The sequence below is a fragment of the Martelella sp. AD-3 genome (assembly GCF_001578105.1).
In the GTDB taxonomy this organism is placed as follows: domain Bacteria; phylum Pseudomonadota; class Alphaproteobacteria; order Rhizobiales; family Rhizobiaceae; genus Martelella.
The window spans coordinates 247291-263803 of record NZ_CP014275.1 but is presented as its reverse complement, the minus strand read 5'-3'; the positions used below and the strand labels follow the sequence as shown (position 1 = coordinate 263803).

Below are 16513 nucleotides of genomic sequence, written 5' to 3'. Positions count from 1 at the left end.
CCCACTATTTTGATTAAGCCGCTTGGAACCAGCTATCAAACAACTCACTCGAAATCGGATCGGCTTCGGGTCTGGGCAAGCGGATGATGTTCGGATTAGCCGAAGCCTTCTTTAGCGCACGCATACGTCTTGCAGACGCACGTTTTGTACAGCGATCTCCACAATAGCTTTGCCAAGGTCTTTTAGGTTTGAAGGTTACGCCACAATCCGGGCAACACTTTTCTGGAAGCGAGGTCTCGTAGATTTTTATCTCAAATCGCTTCGAGCATTTCTTTGAGCAGAATTTTTGATCCTTCCGGGTTTGTAAGAATGACACACCGCATTGCGGGCAATTGGCCTGCCCAACATCCCGCATTGCGGCGTAGTAGCACCTCTTGGAGCAATACTTCTGATCACTGTTCTTGTGTTGTGGCTGAAACTTCGCCCCGCATTCTTCACATTCTCTTGCAACGAGCGTGGCGCGATGGATCAAATCCATTGCCGACTTCACTGTAACTTCAGATTGAATCTGATGACTTTGGCCGACGCAATTTAGTAGAGAGCGTGCACATTCCGCAGAGCAGAACCTGCCTATAGCTCCATCACCCATCTTCGAATAACACCATGAGCAATATTCGCGGCCTGCAAAATAGTGCCGTTGCCCTTCCTCCCATTTTGGCCTTACTGCTCCCAATCTTTTCAAAGCCTCATCGACCAGAAGGGCGGCTTCGTGGTCTGCCCTACCCCAGCTATAGCCCTCAAGGCAGAGGCCAGAACGAATCCCATGGCGGCAGTCAGCTTCATGCTCGAATTTCGTCAACCTGAAATCGTCAAGCCTCTCCATTAGCCGAGAGATAACATGTTCGCGCTTGTCTTTGTTCAGCAAGCGTTTCGCAGGCGCATTTCGCCTACGTGACTTTGTGCCATAACGGAAATCGTTCCATCCCGCCCAAGTTTTGGCTGGGTATAGCTTTTTTCCTCGCGCTTTACTCATCACTCGACCTCGAACATCGCGTCAAATAAGGCGGTGGTCATTGAGCGATCCGACAAAGCAGGAAGCGCCAGCTCACCCCTCTTTGGCTTCTTTTGCTGCTCGTAATAGGCAGTCAGCCAAACATCATCCATGGCCCGCAGTGCAACGACATGACACTCTTCCATCGGCCAGCCGGATACCTGGCGATAAATCGCAATCTCGCCATAGCTGATCGGATTCGGCCCATTAGCACGCCATGAGCGCGAACCGTGAAGATCGCAGAACCATTGCCAAAGTAGCTGTCCGCCTTCCGGGAGGGGCAATGCTGTTTTCGAGGAAAGGGAATGTTTAACGACCTCACAGAGGCGCTCCTGAAGCTTGCTCATAGGTCAAATACCTTCTCGATTTCCGCGCGCAGGCTGTCCACGCCATGACTGACGAAGCCACGGTTCCATTTCTTGCAGCGATAAAGCTGGGGTTCCCGGTCGCGGGGAGATTGCCATTCGAAAGCATGGAAGCCGCGACGGGACACAAAGAAGGTTTCGATCTGATCGGCCTGAGATATGGTCAGGGCCGACCAAACCGCCTGCCATTTCGGGCGGATGCCATTGAGACCCGCGCCAGCGCGTTGAGAATATCCGTCTCCGAAATTCGACTCCAAGGTGACGGCCTCAGTCGAAACGGCGCTTTCGATGGAAGGGATAACGGGCGGTTCGAACTTGTCGGCCATTAAAACGGCCCTCCTGCCAGCATGCCGCGTGCGCGGCGATTCTCCTGCAAACGCTTGTCAACGATCCCTTCAAACTCCCGGCGAACAGCCTTGCCGATCGCTGCCGCATCCGTGGGGTCTGTCCCTTCCGGCACACTGACATTGATGTTGCCGAAGCGGATATTGTTCACCACACCGCCGCTCGCCTGTCGCATGCCGTGAAGCTGGTGATTGGGGAGGACCTGCGAGCCGCGGGGAAGGTTGACCAGTTCCGGCCCGCGCTCCCCGACCAGAGAAACGCCACCGGGTGCAAAGTTCGTGCCGGTCGCATGGGCGGGAAGTAGGCTTGTCAGCAAGCCGCCGCCGAACAGTCCGGCCAGCGGTCCATCCCCGAAGAGCGCGGCTTGCGCTGCCGCTTCGGCAAGTTTGTTGATCATGTTGTCGAGCGCGGCATTGCCGGTTTCGATAACCGGGATGAAGGCCAGGAACGCATCCGAAGCGGTCTGCCGGAAAAAATCGGCCGTCTCCGAAGCTTGGTGCTGTGCCTCTTTCTGATCGTAAATCGCGCCAGTCAGTTGGGTGATTGCGGCCTGTTCATCTTTGGTCGCAGCGGCTCCGGCGCGGCGAAGATTGTTGAAGATTTCCTTGTCGCGCTCCGCCATCCCAAGCGTTGCCTGTTCATCCTTCAGCGCCTGTATCAGGCGTTCCACGGCCCGCCTGTCCTGATCGGCAGAGCGGCCACCGCCGCCACCGCCGTCGCCGCTTCCGCTGCCGGACGTCGTGACATTGACAGGCGGAAGAGCAATCGTGTCGCTGTCGTACCCGGACGGGTAAAACCGATCATTGAGAACCTGCGTGATTTCCGCATCCTGCCGGTTCTTCTCGTTAAGCTGTCGCTTGAGATTGTTCAGTGTTCGCCGACGCGACTGATCGGTCATGTTCGGGTTGTTTTCGGTCTCAAGGATTTGGTTTTCCAGCGAGACCCGCTCCCGCGCCAACTCGGACTGCTTGATTTCAAGGTTCTTCGTGCTCCGGTTCTCAAAATCCCGGAAGGTGTCGAGGAAAGAGGCAAGGGCCGATGCCGCGTTGACGATGGCGGATTTGAGCGCGGTTTCGACGGTATCCGCGACGATCCCGAATTGACGATCAAGCTCCGCTGCCTTGTCGATCAACTCTTCGTCCATGATCACGCCGAGGTCGTTGGCGGTCCCGATCATCCGGCGAATGCCCTCTTCGCCTTCATCGATCAGTTTCACGAATTCCTCGCCGCCCGTGCCGCCGAAGATTTCATCCGCCACGCGGATTTGCGCCGCACTGTCGAGTCGCTGAAGCCGACCGATAATCTCGGCAAACAGCGCGGACGGGTTTTGCAGCTTTTGGGCCAAGGTATCGGCATCATAGCCAAGCCGCCTGAAGGCTTCCGCCGCCGATCCGCTCTTGCCCTTCGTAAAGATGAATTCATCGGCGCGAAGGTTCATCTCTTTCAGCCCGTCCGTAAGGGCGCTGACGCTGATACGGTTACGTTCGGCAACAAATTGCAGTTCCTGAAACGAGCGAACATCGACACCGGCAATTTTCGCCTGATAGCCGACTTCGGCAACGCTGCCCGCAACGTCGCGAACTTTCGAGACAATGGCGGTCAGCCCGCCGATTGTCAGACCGCCGATAATACCGCCCGCAAAAGCTTTGCCGAATGTGCCGATCTGCGCCGTCGTGCTCGCCAGCGCCTTGTTCATCGCCGTGGTCGAGCGGTTCATATCGTGCTGCATGTTCCGGGTTGCCGTCCGGGAGGAACGGCGCATGCGGTCGTAGTGCCTGTCAGCCGTCCGGCTGGCCTTCGCCATGTTCTTTTCAAGGTCGCGAATACGCGCTTCGACCAGCACAAGCAGGCGCTCTTCGTCGTTCGCCATCAGAACCACCCCATTTCTTCTTCGAAGGTGTCACTGTCGTAAATCGACATGGTGCTTTCCCCTGCCGCTGCCCGGCCAACAGCCATGGCACAGGCAACCGCGCCGTCGATCCGGTCTTTGCTCTTGCCCTTGTGGAAGGCCTTGTTGCCTGCCGCATCGACGTGAACCACGATGTTTTCGAAGTTCCAGCGCAGGACCGGGTGACCGCCATGGATCAGCCGTCGGCCCAAAATGGCGCGCTCAAGCTCTTTCACCGCCGGGGCCATGGTCACCCAGCCCTGCCGCATCTCGACGGCGGGAAAGCCGTCTTCCTGCAGGTTGTTCATGATGTTGCGGGCCATGTGCGGGTCGAATGCGACTTCCTGCACATTGAAGCGGGCGCAAAGCTCTCTGATCTGATCTTCGACAACGCGATAATCGACCACGTTGCCCGGCGTTGCTGTGATGTGCCCGGCTTCGGACCATTCGGGATAGGGAACGCCGTCCCGATCCGCCCGACCGCGCAAATTGTCTTCCGGGCAGAAGAACCACGGATGGACGATATACCCGTCGCCCTGCTGCCATGCGGCGACAATCGCGGTCAGGTCATTGTTGGAAGACAGGTCAACGCCAAGCCAGCAAGGATATTCTTCAAGATCATCGATCTCGACCGGGAACGCACCCTGATCGTAAACAAGCATGTCCACGAACGGATCCGATGAATGGTCGAGCCAGACATTCAGATGAAGCTGGCGGAAGGCTTCGCGCTCGCCGGGACGTTCTTTCGCCTCGCGCGCCATCTGGCGCAGCCCTTCGATATCGGGAAAGCCGTCCTCAAGTCCGGGATTGGCCGCGTACCAGACATTTTCATCCGTCCAGTCGGCCTCACGCGGGGTTTCAAACAGGATCGGCAAGGTGCCGGGATCATCGACCTCGCCGCGCGCAACCTTGCGGGCATAGTCGTAAAAATCATAGGCAACGTTTTCTTGCCCGCGCCCGGCAGTGGAAATCACCATAAGAAGTGAACCCGGCACTTTCGTCAGGCCCGTGCGCACCACGTCCCAAAGGTCGCGCTTCTTCCAAGCGTGCAGTTCGTCCACGAGCGCAAACAGGGGCGTGCGCCCGTGCTGGGTTCCGGCATCGGCGGAAATCGCCTCAAGGAAGGCTGCTGTCTTGGAGACCGTCAGGCGGTTCTTCGAGTCGATCAGGCGCAGGCGCTTTTCGACGTGCGGGATGGCCCGGACAATGCCGATGGATTCGTCATAGGCAATGCGGGCCTGCTTGCGGTCGGACGCGGCAAAAATCGCCTCGCCGCCCGGTACGGCTTCAGGTCCCATCGTATGCAGAAGCCCCAGCGCTGCGCCAAGAGAGGTTTTGCGGTTGCCGCGCGGCAGAAGCATCGCGACATTGCGGACGATCCGCCGCCCGTTTTCGTGGCAAGGCCCATAGATGCGCCGGACAATCCTTTCTTGCCAAGGCGTCAGATCGAAAGCGCCGCCCGGAAGGCGAGATTTCGGGTGCCGAAGCGCGCGCAAAAACTGAACGGCGCGTTCTCCATAACCGAAGGGATCGGGAATGTCGGAACCGTCATAAATCCAGTGCGGGTAAGTGTCAGATGTTGAAAAGCGATGACTGCCCATCGTCTTCGTCCTTTCCCGGCCCCATGCCGTCGCGTGCCCGTGAGGCGGGTGTCAGCCCAAGCTCCGCCGAAAGGCGGGTTATCTGCTGTTGCGCGCGTCCAAGAACCGTGCTCGCCGGGTTTTGCTTGAAGAAGCCGTCTTTCGTCGCGATCAGAACGCCATGCTGGGCGATTGCATTCTTCGCTTCGCGCTGCATCCAGCGAGCAAGAATGTAGGTTTCGACCGTGCCCAACATGGCCTTGCTCAAAATCTGGCGCTCGACCAGATCGTCAGTAATCGCGGACCATTCATCGCGCATATCTTCCGGCAGGCTCTCCGGCATGGAGGGCGCGACCGTCAGGGCGTCATCCAGTTCACGGGGTTCAGCCTTCCGCCCGCGCGTGCTCATGCGAGCACCCCGTTTCCGGTCGAAATGCAGCGCAGTTCGAGGCCCTTGCGGCGTCCAATTTCCTTGATCTGGTTGATTTTGAAGATCAGGCCATCATGAATGAGCCGGTCGGCATTTGTCAGCCCGTCGAGAAAACGCAGGCGAAACACGATAACGGTTTCGTCGCTCGCGCCAAAATCCTTCAGCATCGCGGTCGTGCTGCCCTCAATCCGCTCCGCCGCAACCGTGTCAATTTCGGTCCAGGCGAAGCGCGGCGCACCGTACTCGTCCAGCGTTTCGGTATAGCGCTCAAGTCTGATTTCACGGTCGAGGCGTCCGGCTTTCATGGCGCGACCTCGACAAGGGCTTCAAGCGTGACAATGCCGTGGCTGAATTCGCCATCGGGATCGCGCACGAAATGCGTTGATGCCACCCGGCAATCGACACAGTGATAACCCGGCTCAAGCACAAGGCGACGGATCGCGCATGCCGTTCGAATGACGGATGCAATCAGCTTGACGCCGGTCAGCGCCTCATCGCGCTTCCAGACATGGAGGTTGGTAAAGACGCTCAGGCGGTTGCGAGCGATGCCGCCATTATCGAAGGTCTGGCCTTCGCCAATGATGATTGAAGGGTCGGGCGCTGGGCGCTGATTACGGTCGAGGATGTTTTCGGCCGGCACGAGCGCGGTCACCGATCCGCTTGTGGTCAGTCGGTCCCTGAGTGCTTTTTGAAGGGCAAGTTCAGCGCTCATCACTTCCCCCAATGTTTGCGCACGGCTTTCGAAACGGCGCGCTTTGTGCGGTTCGTGATGCGCTTTTTGAGAAGCCGGACCGAAGGCCAGAAATACGGCTGGGCTTCGGTCTTCGACGTGCCGTATTCGACAAGGTGCGGATAGCGCACTTCTTCATTGCCGACAGTCACAGCAACGGCGTTTTCCGGCAGGGTCTTTGAACCGCCCGGCTGGGAATAAGCCGGGGTCTGTTCGCCCGGTCCCGTGACAGCAATGCTGTCCTTCAGGTCGCCGCTGTCTTCCGGCGCAAGCTGTTTCATCGTCGCCGCCAGTTCGTTGCCGGATTTGAGAAGATCGGGAGCGACTGCTTCGCGCACGTCTTTCGGGATCGCGTTAAGGCGCTTCTTCAGTCGGGAAATGCCGCCGTCATCAGCCATGTCAGAAACTCCATTCCCGGTATTCGCGGATGATTTCGCGCAGGCCCAAGGGCATGGGCATCGCCGTGACGCCGATCAGGACGGCTTCGCGGTTTTCGTACCAATGGGCGGCAAGCTGCATCACTGCTTCAGCAAGCACGGGCGGAACCGGCTCCTGTCCCTCGCCGCCATAGCTCTCTTCGAGCCGGTACCCGAGAAGTCGCTCGATATGGTTTTGAACCGCCCCGGGTTTGCCGGAGGCTCCAACTCTTGAGTAGGATGGAGCATCATGAGCAAGACAACGAACAAGTTTTCCCCTGAGGTGCGTGAGCGCGCGGTGAGGATGGTTCTTGACGGCGAGGGTCAGCACGGCTCTCGCTGGCAGGCGATCACGTCGATTGCATCGAAGATCGGCTGCTCGGCGAACACGCTGAACGACTGGGTCAAGAAGGCCGAGGTTGATAGCGGCAGGCGCGCAGGCGTTCCCAGCGAGATGGCCGAGAGGATGAAGGCGTTGGAGCGGGAAAACCGCGAGCTGCGGCAGGCCAACGAGATCCTGCGTAAGGCGTCGGCTTATTTTGCGATGGCGGAGCTCGACCGCCGGTCGAAGTGATGGTGGATTTTGTTGAAGCGCATCGCGATGCGCATGGGGTCGAGCCGATCTGCGCGGTGCTGCCGATCGCCCCCTCCACCTACTATGATCACTTGGCGAAGCGGGCTGACCCGGCGCGGCTGTCTGACCGTGCCCGTCGTGATGACGCCCTGCGGCCCGAGATCGAACGCGTCTGGGAGGAGAACTACCAAGTCTACGGCGTCCGCAAGGTCTGGCGTCAGCTTGCCCGGGAAGGGTTCGATGTCGCTCGTTGCACTGTGGCGAGGCTTATGAAGGACATGGATATTCAAGGCATTATCCGCGGCAAGCCGCACAGAACAACAATCCCGGACAAGAAAGTGCCGTGTCCTTTGGACAAGGTGAACCGTGAATTTCGTGTTCCGGCACCCAACATGCTCTGGGTGAGCGACTTCACCTACGTCGCGACCTGGAAGGGCTTCGTCTATGTCGCGTTCGTCATCGACGCCTATGCGCGCAAGATCGTCGGCTGGCGGGTCAGCACCTCAGCGCAGACCGGTTTTGTTCTGGATGCCCTTGAGCAGGCGGTCCATGACCGGAAGCCGACGAAAGCTATGGGCCTGGTCCATCACAGCGATCGCGGATCGCAATATCTGTCTATTCGCTACACCGAGCGTTTGTCAGATGCCGGCATCGAACCGTCCGTGGGAAGTGTTGGCGACAGCTATGACAATGCCTTGGCCGAGACCATCAACGGGCTCTACAAGGCCGAAGTCATCCATCGCCGTGGCCCCTGGCGCAGCTTCGAGAGTGTCGAATACGCGACGCTGGAATGGGTGGACTGGTTCAACAACCGCCGTCTGCTCGAGCCCATCGGGAATATCCCGCCGGCAGAAGCCGAGGCAAACTTCTACGCGGCTCTGGAAACTGAAGACATGGCCGCGTAACTAATGACAATCAGCCTCCGGCAAACCCGGGGCGGTTCAGTTTTGAGCAGCGGCGATCTTCTTTGAAATCAGATCGTCGTCGCGACCATAAGTCACATTCAGATGCGCCTTCATCTGATCGAGCGTCACGACTGTCATCGCATCAGTCCTTCTTGGTTGGGCAACTGTCAGCCGTGTTTTTCTGACCTTGGGGAAGTGAGCTTTCCAAAGCCGCAGAAAGGCGGTTCATGGCGTCGATGAGCCGTTCGATCCTGGGCTTCGCAGCTTCTTTTTGTTCACACATCACGGTATTCCTCTGCCTAGATATCGACCGCGTGAGCAGTCGCTTACCCGACCATTGGAAAATCAGTCCCCGGTAGCGGCCGCAATGCGTACGACGTTGGAATTGACGCCAAGCGAGATGTTCAACTTCATGACGCTGTTGGCTTCATCGAAGGCTTCCGAAGCGCTCATGACCTTGGCGATGAAAATGCGTTCGGAAGGGGTCGGCTTGATGCCGGTCGCCGGGGCATCGTTCAGCACAAGGCGGAAAGCAAAATCGTGATCGCTCTTCTCGGCAGCAATCGCCGCCACCTGTCCCGCGTCGTCGTTGTCGATGCCGCAAACAACTTCCATCGTCCCGGCTGATCGGGTGCCCTTCAGCGTCTTCTGGCGCTTCGAGCCGATAGGATTGAAGTTCACGGCTTCGGCGGTATCGCCAAGCGAACCGAGGTTTTCGAGGTTGGCGATTTCCGTCCAGTTCTCCGCATCGAAATCGGCTTCGACGAAATCGTCGTTCTTCTGGTTTTTGGTGCTGCCGATATAGAGTTTGGCACCTGCCGTTGCATAAAGGCCCATGGGTTTCCTCTCAGGATTTGCGCCGCTCTTCGGACTGCTTGGCGCTGTTGTGGCAATGGTGGCAAAGGGGTTGCCAGTTGGTGCGGTCCCAAAAGAGCTGCTGATTGCCCTTGTGGGCCTTGATGTGATCGACCAGTTCGGAAGGCTCGCCACAGCGGACGCAAACGGGATAGTCAGCAAGGAAGGCTTTGCTTTCCCTCTCCCATTGGCGGGTGTAGCCCCGCTGCCGGGCGCTTGGCCGTTTCCGGTCAAATCGGGCCTTCCGGGCCTTGCTGCGCGCGGCAACGAAACTGCATTGTTTGCCGCTTAGGTGCGTCAGGCCGCAATAGCCGCAGACACGCGGCGATTTCGTCGGCATGCCTTTACCACCACCCGTAAAAGGTGCCCGTGGTGCCGGTCGCCAAGAGGCGAACCCCGCGAAAGGCGAGCACGGTTCCGGCTGTCATCGGATAGGCCAAATCAACGCCGTCTTCGTCGCGAATGACTGCCGTGCCGTCTTCGGCGCAATAGATCGCGCGCGGGCGAACAGGCAGGTCTTCGGTATCGCTGGGCACAATGGCAAGGTGGTGCTCGCCCATCGCATAGGACGCCATGGCATAACCGGCGAGAGGGTCGATCTGCGCCATGTCAGATCACCGGACGCTGGGCGGCGCTGCCCTTGATGACAACGGCGCTGATCGCAATCGACGTTCCGCCGTTCTTCGTGATGGCAACGCGCACATGACGGCGAAAGCCGCGATAGCCGACTTTGACGATGGCCGACGCTGCAAGCTTGTCGGGAAAGGCCCCGACAAGGTGATAGGGATCGACATCGTTGAAGTTCTCGCCGTCGTCGCTTTCCTGAAGCTTAGCCGTGAAATTGCCCGCTCCGGCAATCGCTCCGGTATTGAGGACGAGAACGGCACTGCCGAAGCCGATAAGGTCGATGGCCGCGCCGTTCGTGGTCGCTGCCAGAACGGCGGGTTCAAGCGCTGCCGCCACGCCGATATTGTTTGCAAGATCGCGCAAGGGATTGCTCCTTAGTTGGTTGCCATTTTGAGCTTTTTGAAGCGAGCGGCCTGAAGCACGCGACCGCCGACGCGGCGCGTGGCGTGGATGCGGGTGAGGCCCGACGTGGCGAGAAGGTAGGGATTGACCAGAATGGAAAGCCCTTGCCGGTCGAGCACGCGGTAGGCCGAAAAGTCGCCGTACATCACCGGGCAGGCGTTGGCCGCAAGATCGGGCATATCGACCATCTCGATAACCGGACGGCCCAACACCGTTTCCGGCTGTCCGGCCTGATAGGACGGCTGCCAAAGATAGTTGCCGTTGCCGTCTTTGAGCGTGCGGACAATGCCAAGTGTCGTGCCGTTCATCGACCACGAGCCGCGATTGCGGTAGGTCGCGGGCAGCGAATAGAGAAGCTTGATCAGGGCATCCGGCGAGAGGTTCACCGCGTGGCCGTTGGCGAAAGAAGCAATGTCCGGGTTGGTCATGAAACCTTCGGGCATGCCCGCGCCGGAACCGTTGACGAAGGCGGCGCCCTCTTTCTGGCCGAAGTCTTCGGAAAGGGCGGCGCGAACTTCCGCTTCTGCCTGTCCGGCGCTGTCGGCGAGAAGCTCGTTGGAGATATCGACATAGGTCTTCAACTCGTGAACCGGTACTTCGGCCTGTCCAAAGCTCGCGCCGGACTCTTCCTGCTTTTGGGTCTCTCCCTTCCATTTGGCATTGGTGATGCCTGTGCGCTTGGGATAGACCACGGACGGCGAGCCGGTCGAGCGCACCGAGGCGACCGAGCGAACGGGCGAGAACTCGACCAGATCGCGAATGAACTCACTCGACATTTCGGCGGGCGCGAAATAGCCGCCGGACGGATCGGATGAAACCGTAAGGGCCTTGCGCTCTTCGGCGGGCAGTGCATCGCCGCGCATCAGATAAACGGCAAAAGCCTTGCGCTCTTCGGTCGGTTCAATCTCGCCGTCGTCACCGCCAGGGCGATTGGCCTTCGTCTCAAGCGCCTTCAGGCGATCCTCAAGTTTCGAGGCGTCAACCTTGGTCTCCATCTTCTGAAAACGCTCTTCGACGGTCGCGGTGAGATCGGCAATCGCCTTCGTCACAATGTTGTCGGGATCGTCTTCCTCGCCCTTGAACACGAGCGCGGTTCCGGCGAGCGCCTGTTTCGAAAAGTGTTTCATGCTGACCTCTTCAATTGCGCCGAGGCGCGGTTAAGGGCCTCTGCCAACGACAGGGCCTTGATTGCGGATTTCGCACTGGTGACGCGCGCGCCGGGATGCATCCCGACCGTGACCAGAGAGATTTCGAGAAGTTCGAGTTTCGAGATCATGCGACCGCCGCCACGGCGCGGCGCTGCTTTGCGGGAAACAAAGCCCACCGAAAGCCCTTTGACGGCCCCGGATTTGACAAGCGCATAGACCTCGCGGGCGCGCGCGACTTCATCGACCAGAAGCGCGCCCTTGACCTTCAGGCCCTGTTCGTCTTCCGTCGCTTCACTCCATGAGCCGATAGGATCGTTGAAGTCGTGCGCAAACAGCATCGGCAGGGGCAGCGAGGCTTCGGAAAACGCGCCTTTGCGGATCACGTCGCCGACACGATCCGGCGAGCCGAAGGCCCATGCCGTCCCTTCGATCATACCGTTATCGAGCGCGGCCAGTTTGGTTTCGAAGAACAGGCGATCCATGGTCACGCCTCCGGTCGGAAATTGGCACGGTCACCGGCAAAGGCGTCGGCCTGTGCCTGTATCCATGTTCCGGCGCGGAAGACGCGGACAATCGCCTTGTGCGTCATCGCGACGGACTTGCCGTCTTCGGTGATTTCCCAGCGCAGAACGCAACGGGCCAGCATATTCAGGCGGGCCTTTTCGCGGGCCTCAGCCGATACCCTGCCCTGTTCGTCGGCGGCTTCGGCAAGTTCGTCCATCATCGCAATGCGCGCCCGGCGCTGCGTATCGCTGTCCGGGCCTGCCATCCAGAACCGCATCCCGGTTGGCTTTCCCGTCCACGGGTCGGCTATCTCCAGCATCCGGCCCTTATCCTGATCGGCCACGTTGGAAAGCACGTCATTCAGGTCCATTGGCGCGGTCCTCTGTCTGATCATCGAGCGCAGGCCCGCCATTGTGGCCAAGGCCGGGTTGATTGCTGCCAGTGTTCGGATTGGCGTATTCCTCGCCACCTTCGCGCGGCGGCAGGTCGAGCCATGCGCGGCCCTCATTGGGATTGAGAACGCGGGAAGCAATCAGACCGTTGATCGCGGTCGCGCGGTCTGTCAGATCGGCGCGGGTAAGGTCATCGCGATCAAAGCGGATGCGGTACTGGCCGCGTTCCTCCGGCAGAAAAAGCGAACGCCGCAGCGCGCCTTCCAGCGCCCGCAGCCATGGTTCCAGCGTATAGGACAGGAACTCTTTGCCCATCTGTTCGGAGTTTGACCAAGTGGCCCGGTCGAGGTCGTAGATCATCGACGGCGGCACGCGGAAAGCGCGCGCAATCTCGACAATCTGGAATTTACGGTTTTCGAGAAACTGCGCATCGGTCGAGGTCAGCGTGATCGGGCGAAAGGTCGCGCCGTCCCAAAGGATGGCGGTGCGCCCGGCATTGTCCGGCCCTTCGTGGGCCTTGCGCCATGCCGCAGCCATCTTCTTCAGGCCGTCATCGCCAATGCCCTTGACCATTTCGATGACACCGGCAGGCCGCGCGCCGTTCTTGAACAGCTTTCCGGCATGGCTTTCCATGTCCTTCGCCGCGCCGATGGCATCGGCGGCAAGGGCCAGACAGGACCGCCCGAACGGCCCGCGAAGATGCACGATGTTGCGGGCATCTTCGGCGCGGTTATTGATTTTGAAGCTGGGTTCCTGCCGCCCATCGGTCGAGAAATCGACCGTCGCGTGAGCCGGTTCGTAACGGATGATTTCGCGGGCTTCGCCGTCGATCCGGTTGACCCAAGCCACCCCGCCGCGATCATGTGTCAGCGCTGTGGCGACAAGATCGCGGATCAACTCGAAAGTCGAGGTCCAATCATTCGGCCCGCTTTCCAGCAAAGCCGCAATCGGGTGATTGGGGTCGGCCTTCCAGTTCTCGCCGTCGCGCCGTTCAACGATAATATCGAGCGTGGCGCAGGCTTCGGAAACAAGCCGGATGGCCGATTGAACCGCTGGCACTGTCAACGCCACCGCAAGCGAGACCGTCGAACCCGGCAAAGCGCCTCCGGTAAACAGCGAATATTCCGCTTCCGTGGGATCGCCTAGCGACTTCTGATCGGCGCGCGCGCGCCCGGATTTTTTGAAGAACTGAAGCATATTTAGCATATGCCCCAGCTTTCATTTTTTGAGAATTGGACAACTTCGGACAGGCAATTTCGGCCTAACCTTTTGTTCCGTAATGATTTTTCTTCCTAATTAGGAAAAATCTCGCGCAAATCTCCCCGCGCCGGTCCCCGATTTTGCCCAAAAGTTCTAGACCACCCCCCGGCCCGGACTTTTCGCGGGCGGTTCGCCATAGTTTGCGCCATTGTCGGCTAAATCCCGTCCTTCAGCCCGACGTTGCCCCGTGGGTGGCGTGTCGGCTTCGCTCCGGCTTCGCCTCCTCTCCCCTTCAAAAGCCCTTCTAGGCCCTTCAGCACGGGCAGTCTGAGTAGGTTTATTATCTTTGTTCTTCGTGGGGTTCAGCCTTTTGAACCCTATAAGGTTCTTCAGCCAACGCTTCCATTCCTGCGAGACAATGCGAATGATGTTGGTCAGGCTCTTGCGCCCGCGCTGGGGACGCTCTTCCACGGCGATGCAAGGCGACGGGCCACCCTTGGCCTTCCTGAAGGCGTTCTGGCATGTCGTGCGGGATACACCCGCAAGGGCAGCGATCTTGTCGAGGGGCAGATCACAGCGGCCATGCTTCAGAACCTCTTCCGCCACGACACTGAGCGCCGCGCGTTCGCCTTCCGTGAACTCCGAGCGCAGTGCTTTCGGAAGCCTGCTCGCGCCAGCCCAAGAGCGCTTGCGGGCGCGTGAGGCGGCACGATCCGGCGAAGTGACCTTCTGCCGGGCGTACTGGATGAACCGGGAATACTTATTGCCAATGTTGTGGCGAGGCTTGGTGTCGGCCTTCTGCGTGTGCGCAACGCCGTTCTCGTAGGCGCGTGCCAGTTCGTCATCACCATGCCATGGACGCGCGACAAGGGTACTGCGCAAGAGCGCAGCCGAAGGGGCAAAGCTTTGCGACATTATGCCCCTCCAAAAATGAAGTTGGAGGCGCGCTTTGCGGCATTTTCAATTGTGCAGGGGTTCGCAGTCTGGTACTGTGAATTAGCAAAACTTGCGTGGTTTGCTATGCAATTGTCGCCGCTTCCGAGGGCTATCGGGGCGGCGATTTGCTTTTCTGCACCAGAACGGCACGAGAACGAACTTCCCGGATTTTCCCCGGATTTAGACGGGAAATCATGGTTTGTTCTGCTTTTACCTGCCGGGAAGCAGGGAATGGGGTGCCGATAAAACTGTTTGTTTTCAGTGAGATAAGTGGTGCTGCTAGAGAGATTTGAACTCTCGGCCTCTCCCTTACCAAGGGAGTGCTCTACCCCTGAGCTATAGCAGCCCGACTTCGGCGTTGCGAAGCGTGCCCGGCACTGTTTGGTGCAGGCAAGCGGCCTATTGCCATAGCTCCGCTTCAAGTGCAAGACGGGAAACAGATTTCTTTTCCCTAATCCGCATTTCGACGGAAAGTACGCTTGAGGAGGGTGTGGCGAGATGGACAACGCCGAGCCACGGAAGGAAAAAACGGATGCCGCAACGCTGCGCCGGGAGCGCGCCGCCCAGAAGCTGCGCGAAAATCTCACGCGGCGCAAGCAACAGTCGCGGGCGCGACGCAAGGGCGCCGCCGACGAGACCGATGGCCTGCCCGCCTCCCGGCAAAAGGACGAGGGCTGAAAACAGCGACCGCGGGACTGCCGGTATTTTGGCGCCCCGGAACATAGACCTGCCATTTTTCGCTGATTTGACCGGACCTGCTCAACGACTTGTCAACCATTGCGATTGATCATGGCCGACGTTTCGTTTAGACGCGCCTGAACTTTCAAGAAGAGGCCGGGTTTTTCCCGGAAAATGTGGCATGGATCAAATAAAAGTCGTCGGTGGCAACCCCTTGAAGGGCGTCATTCCCATTTCCGGCGCGAAGAATGCCGCGCTGCCGCTGATCATCTCTTCGCTTCTGACCAGCGACACGCTGACGCTCGAAAATGTGCCGCACCTGGCCGATGTCGAGCTTCTGATGCGCATTCTCGGCAATCACGGCGTCGACATCTCCGTCAACGGCCGGCGCGAGCGCCAGCAGGACGGCTATGCCCGCACCATCCATTTCAACTGCCCGACGATTACCGACACCACGGCCTCCTATGACCTGGTGCGCAAGATGCGCGCCTCCTTCTGGGTCATCGGCCCGCTTCTGGCGCGAGAGGGCATCGCCCGGGTCTCCCTGCCGGGCGGCTGCGCCATCGGCACGCGCCCCGTCGATCTCTTCATAGACGGGTTGAAGGCGCTCGGCGCGGAAATCGAGATCGAGCAGGGCTATGTCGAGGCGAAAGCGCCGAAGGGCGGGCTCGTGGGCCGCCATTATGTCTTCCCCAAGGTCTCGGTCGGCGCGACGCATACGCTGATGATGGCGGCAACGCTTGCCAACGGCACCACTGTTCTGGAGAACGCCGCGCGCGAACCGGAAGTCGTCGACCTCGCCAATTGTCTGAAGGCCATGGGCGCGAAGATCGAAGGGGCCGGCACGCCGACGATCACCATTGACGGCGTAACCTCGCTTTCCGGCGCGCGCCACACCGTGCTTCCGGACAGGATCGAGACCGGCACCTATGCCATGGCCGTTGCCATGGCCGGCGGCGAAGTGACGCTCGAGAACAGCGATGCCACGCTCCTGAGCGCCGCCATCGAGGCGATCCGGGCCGCCGGCGCGGAAATCACCCCGACGGAGACCGGCATCCACGTCATCGGACACGGCGACGATATCCGTCCCGTGGACATCACCACCGAGCCGTATCCGGGCTTCCCGACCGACCTTCAGGCGCAGTTCATGGCGCTGATGACCCGCGCCAGGGGCACGTCCCGCATCGTCGAGACGATCTTCGAAAACCGCTTCATGCACGTACAGGAGCTTGCCCGCCTCGGCGCAGATATCTCGCTCTCCGGCCAGACGGCGACCATCAGGGGCGTGAAGGAACTGCACGGCGCGCCGGTGATGGCGACGGACCTGCGCGCCTCGGTTTCGCTCGTCATTGCCGGGCTTGCTGCCAGGGGCGAGACGACGGTCTCGCGCGTCTATCACCTCGATCGCGGTTTCGAGCGGCTGGAGGAAAAGCTCACCCGCTGCGGCGCGATCGTCGAGCGGATCAGCGACTGAGGCCGAACCCGGCATCATTTTCCTGTCGACGCGGACAATCCCGGCGCTGCAACGGTTGCGAAACGGCGGCTAT

The 16513-nt window shown here is 59.6% G+C and carries 24 protein-coding genes, 1 tRNA gene and 1 other annotated feature; of the genes, 3 read left to right on the top strand and 22 right to left on the bottom strand.

What is annotated here, in order from left to right:
- Positions 1–13: 13 nt before the first annotated feature.
- From AZF01_RS23770 to AZF01_RS23345, 10 genes are all read right to left on the bottom strand, one after another.
- Positions 14–973 (bottom strand): hypothetical protein, encoded by a 960-nt coding sequence (locus AZF01_RS23770; protein ID WP_152534423.1) that lies wholly within the window; start codon positions 971–973, stop codon positions 14–16.
- Positions 973–1338, bottom strand: a complete 366-nt coding sequence (locus AZF01_RS01235; protein WP_024706312.1) for a hypothetical protein — start codon at positions 1336–1338, stop codon at positions 973–975. The genes AZF01_RS23770 and AZF01_RS01235 overlap by 1 nt, the downstream gene beginning before the upstream one ends.
- Positions 1335–1682 (bottom strand): phage tail protein, encoded by a 348-nt coding sequence (locus AZF01_RS01230; protein ID WP_024706311.1) that lies wholly within the window; start codon positions 1680–1682, stop codon positions 1335–1337. Before AZF01_RS01230 ends, AZF01_RS01235 begins: the two co-directional genes overlap by 4 nt.
- Positions 1682–3397, bottom strand: a complete 1716-nt coding sequence (locus AZF01_RS01225) for a hypothetical protein (RefSeq protein ID WP_152534422.1) — start codon at positions 3395–3397, stop codon at positions 1682–1684. Before AZF01_RS01225 ends, AZF01_RS01230 begins: the two co-directional genes overlap by 1 nt.
- A 173-nt stretch (positions 3398–3570) precedes the next feature.
- Entirely contained in the window at positions 3571–5190 is a 1620-nt protein-coding gene (locus tag AZF01_RS01220; RefSeq protein WP_036235642.1) for a terminase large subunit, read from the bottom strand.
- The gene (locus AZF01_RS01215; protein WP_024706308.1) at positions 5162–5578 is read right to left on the bottom strand and encodes a phage terminase small subunit P27 family; all 417 of its coding nucleotides are present in this window, start codon (positions 5576–5578) and stop codon (positions 5162–5164) included. The genes AZF01_RS01220 and AZF01_RS01215 overlap by 29 nt, the downstream gene beginning before the upstream one ends.
- A complete protein-coding gene (locus AZF01_RS01210; protein ID WP_024706307.1) occupies positions 5575–5904 on the bottom strand; it encodes a head-tail adaptor protein in 330 nt (109 codons plus the stop codon). Before AZF01_RS01210 ends, AZF01_RS01215 begins: the two co-directional genes overlap by 4 nt.
- Positions 5901–6311 carry a DUF3168 domain-containing protein gene (locus AZF01_RS01205; RefSeq protein ID WP_024706306.1) on the bottom strand — a complete coding sequence of 137 codons (411 nt, stop codon included), beginning with the start codon at positions 6309–6311 and terminating at the stop codon, positions 5901–5903. Before AZF01_RS01205 ends, AZF01_RS01210 begins: the two co-directional genes overlap by 4 nt.
- Positions 6311–6727, bottom strand: a complete 417-nt coding sequence (locus AZF01_RS01200) for an HK97-gp10 family putative phage morphogenesis protein (RefSeq protein WP_024706305.1) — start codon at positions 6725–6727, stop codon at positions 6311–6313. The genes AZF01_RS01205 and AZF01_RS01200 overlap by 1 nt, the downstream gene beginning before the upstream one ends.
- Position 6728: 1 nt before the next feature.
- A complete protein-coding gene (locus tag AZF01_RS23345; protein WP_245308952.1) occupies positions 6729–7076 on the bottom strand; it encodes a head-tail connector protein in 348 nt (115 codons plus the stop codon).
- On the opposite strand from AZF01_RS23345, the gene AZF01_RS01185 reads away from it, so the two are divergent.
- Positions 6996–8224 (top strand): IS3 family transposase gene (locus AZF01_RS01185; protein WP_152534486.1). Its coding sequence is split into 2 segments (ribosomal slippage): positions 6996–7284 and positions 7284–8224, totalling 1230 coding nucleotides; the frame shifts between segments, so codons are not numbered across the junction. The genes AZF01_RS23345 and AZF01_RS01185 overlap by 81 nt on opposite strands.
- Positions 7277–7393, top strand: a sequence feature (AL1L pseudoknot). Its footprint overlaps the gene before it by 117 nt.
- 36 nt (positions 8225–8260) lie before the next feature.
- Here the strand turns inward: AZF01_RS01185 and AZF01_RS23340 are convergent.
- From AZF01_RS23340 to AZF01_RS01135, 12 genes are all read right to left on the bottom strand, one after another.
- Positions 8261–8362, bottom strand: coding sequence for a phage head-tail connector protein (locus tag AZF01_RS23340; RefSeq protein ID WP_081725793.1), 102 nt, complete (start codon positions 8360–8362; stop codon positions 8261–8263).
- Positions 8363–8366: 4 nt separating this feature from the next.
- Complete coding sequence (locus AZF01_RS23765; protein ID WP_156484712.1) at positions 8367–8507, bottom strand: hypothetical protein; 141 nt, start codon at positions 8505–8507, stop codon at positions 8367–8369.
- A 62-nt stretch (positions 8508–8569) separates the two neighbouring features.
- Positions 8570–9061 carry a hypothetical protein gene (locus AZF01_RS01180; protein ID WP_024708560.1) on the bottom strand — a complete coding sequence of 164 codons (492 nt, stop codon included), beginning with the start codon at positions 9059–9061 and terminating at the stop codon, positions 8570–8572.
- A gap of 10 nt (positions 9062–9071) precedes the next feature.
- Complete coding sequence (locus AZF01_RS23335) at positions 9072–9419, bottom strand: HNH endonuclease (RefSeq protein WP_024708559.1); 348 nt, start codon at positions 9417–9419, stop codon at positions 9072–9074.
- Between the two features lie 4 nt (positions 9420–9423).
- Positions 9424–9687, bottom strand: a complete 264-nt coding sequence (locus tag AZF01_RS01170; protein ID WP_244435567.1) for a hypothetical protein — start codon at positions 9685–9687, stop codon at positions 9424–9426.
- A 1-nt stretch (position 9688) separates the two neighbouring features.
- Complete coding sequence (locus tag AZF01_RS01165; protein WP_024708557.1) at positions 9689–10069, bottom strand: hypothetical protein; 381 nt, start codon at positions 10067–10069, stop codon at positions 9689–9691.
- Between the two features lie 11 nt (positions 10070–10080).
- Positions 10081–11235 (bottom strand): phage major capsid protein, encoded by a 1155-nt coding sequence (locus tag AZF01_RS01160; RefSeq protein ID WP_024708556.1) that lies wholly within the window; start codon positions 11233–11235, stop codon positions 10081–10083.
- Entirely contained in the window at positions 11232–11738 is a 507-nt protein-coding gene (locus tag AZF01_RS01155; protein WP_024708555.1) for an HK97 family phage prohead protease, read from the bottom strand. Before AZF01_RS01155 ends, AZF01_RS01160 begins: the two co-directional genes overlap by 4 nt.
- Positions 11739–11740: 2 nt before the next feature.
- Positions 11741–12130: a hypothetical protein gene (locus AZF01_RS01150; RefSeq protein ID WP_024708554.1), complete on the bottom strand. Its 390-nt coding sequence runs from the start codon at positions 12128–12130 to the stop codon at positions 11741–11743.
- A complete protein-coding gene (locus AZF01_RS01145) occupies positions 12117–13358 on the bottom strand; it encodes a phage portal protein (RefSeq protein ID WP_348245635.1) in 1242 nt (413 codons plus the stop codon). The genes AZF01_RS01150 and AZF01_RS01145 overlap by 14 nt, the downstream gene beginning before the upstream one ends.
- A 147-nt stretch (positions 13359–13505) precedes the next feature.
- Positions 13506–14267: a hypothetical protein gene (locus tag AZF01_RS01140; RefSeq protein WP_024708552.1), complete on the bottom strand. Its 762-nt coding sequence runs from the start codon at positions 14265–14267 to the stop codon at positions 13506–13508.
- A gap of 292 nt (positions 14268–14559) precedes the next feature.
- Positions 14560–14634: transfer RNA gene (locus AZF01_RS01135), tRNA-Thr, on the bottom strand.
- A gap of 152 nt (positions 14635–14786) precedes the next feature.
- Here AZF01_RS01135 and AZF01_RS01130 point away from each other — a divergent pair.
- Positions 14787–14966, top strand: a complete 180-nt coding sequence (locus tag AZF01_RS01130; RefSeq protein WP_024708551.1) for a hypothetical protein — start codon at positions 14787–14789, stop codon at positions 14964–14966.
- A gap of 181 nt (positions 14967–15147) precedes the next feature.
- Complete coding sequence (gene murA, locus AZF01_RS01125) at positions 15148–16440, top strand: UDP-N-acetylglucosamine 1-carboxyvinyltransferase (RefSeq protein WP_024708550.1); 1293 nt, start codon at positions 15148–15150, stop codon at positions 16438–16440.
- The last annotated feature ends 73 nt before the right edge of the window (positions 16441–16513 follow it).

Excerpts from the sequence above, each read along its gene's own strand:
- AZF01_RS23770 (WP_152534423.1), bottom strand. The coding sequence starts at position 973 with ATGAGTAAAGCGCGAGGAAAAAAGCTATACCCAGCCAAAACTTGGGCG.
- AZF01_RS01235 (WP_024706312.1), bottom strand. The coding sequence starts at position 1,338 with ATGAGCAAGCTTCAGGAGCGCCTCTGTGAGGTCGTTAAACATTCCCTT.
- AZF01_RS01230 (WP_024706311.1), bottom strand. The coding sequence starts at position 1,682 with ATGGCCGACAAGTTCGAACCGCCCGTTATCCCTTCCATCGAAAGCGCC.
- AZF01_RS01225 (WP_152534422.1), bottom strand. The coding sequence starts at position 3,397 with ATGAACAAGGCGCTGGCGAGCACGACGGCGCAGATCGGCACATTCGGC.
- AZF01_RS01220 (WP_036235642.1), bottom strand. The coding sequence starts at position 5,190 with ATGGGCAGTCATCGCTTTTCAACATCTGACACTTACCCGCACTGGATT.
- AZF01_RS01215 (WP_024706308.1), bottom strand. The coding sequence starts at position 5,578 with ATGAGCACGCGCGGGCGGAAGGCTGAACCCCGTGAACTGGATGACGCC.
- AZF01_RS01210 (WP_024706307.1), bottom strand. The coding sequence starts at position 5,904 with ATGAAAGCCGGACGCCTCGACCGTGAAATCAGACTTGAGCGCTATACC.
- AZF01_RS01205 (WP_024706306.1), bottom strand. The coding sequence starts at position 6,311 with ATGAGCGCTGAACTTGCCCTTCAAAAAGCACTCAGGGACCGACTGACC.
- AZF01_RS01200 (WP_024706305.1), bottom strand. The coding sequence starts at position 6,727 with ATGGCTGATGACGGCGGCATTTCCCGACTGAAGAAGCGCCTTAACGCG.
- AZF01_RS23340 (WP_081725793.1), bottom strand. The coding sequence starts at position 8,362 with ATGACAGTCGTGACGCTCGATCAGATGAAGGCGCATCTGAATGTGACT.
- AZF01_RS23765 (WP_156484712.1), bottom strand. The coding sequence starts at position 8,507 with ATGTGTGAACAAAAAGAAGCTGCGAAGCCCAGGATCGAACGGCTCATC.
- AZF01_RS01180 (WP_024708560.1), bottom strand. The coding sequence starts at position 9,061 with ATGGGCCTTTATGCAACGGCAGGTGCCAAACTCTATATCGGCAGCACC.
- AZF01_RS23335 (WP_024708559.1), bottom strand. The coding sequence starts at position 9,419 with ATGCCGACGAAATCGCCGCGTGTCTGCGGCTATTGCGGCCTGACGCAC.
- AZF01_RS01170 (WP_244435567.1), bottom strand. The coding sequence starts at position 9,687 with ATGGCGCAGATCGACCCTCTCGCCGGTTATGCCATGGCGTCCTATGCG.
- AZF01_RS01160 (WP_024708556.1), bottom strand. The coding sequence starts at position 11,235 with ATGAAACACTTTTCGAAACAGGCGCTCGCCGGAACCGCGCTCGTGTTC.
- AZF01_RS01155 (WP_024708555.1), bottom strand. The coding sequence starts at position 11,738 with ATGGATCGCCTGTTCTTCGAAACCAAACTGGCCGCGCTCGATAACGGT.
- AZF01_RS01150 (WP_024708554.1), bottom strand. The coding sequence starts at position 12,130 with ATGGACCTGAATGACGTGCTTTCCAACGTGGCCGATCAGGATAAGGGC.
- AZF01_RS01145 (WP_348245635.1), bottom strand. The coding sequence starts at position 13,358 with ATGCTAAATATGCTTCAGTTCTTCAAAAAATCCGGGCGCGCGCGCGCC.
- AZF01_RS01140 (WP_024708552.1), bottom strand. The coding sequence starts at position 14,267 with ATGTCGCAAAGCTTTGCCCCTTCGGCTGCGCTCTTGCGCAGTACCCTT.
- AZF01_RS01130 (WP_024708551.1), top strand. The coding sequence starts at position 14,787 with ATGGACAACGCCGAGCCACGGAAGGAAAAAACGGATGCCGCAACGCTG.
- murA (WP_024708550.1), top strand. The coding sequence starts at position 15,148 with ATGGATCAAATAAAAGTCGTCGGTGGCAACCCCTTGAAGGGCGTCATT.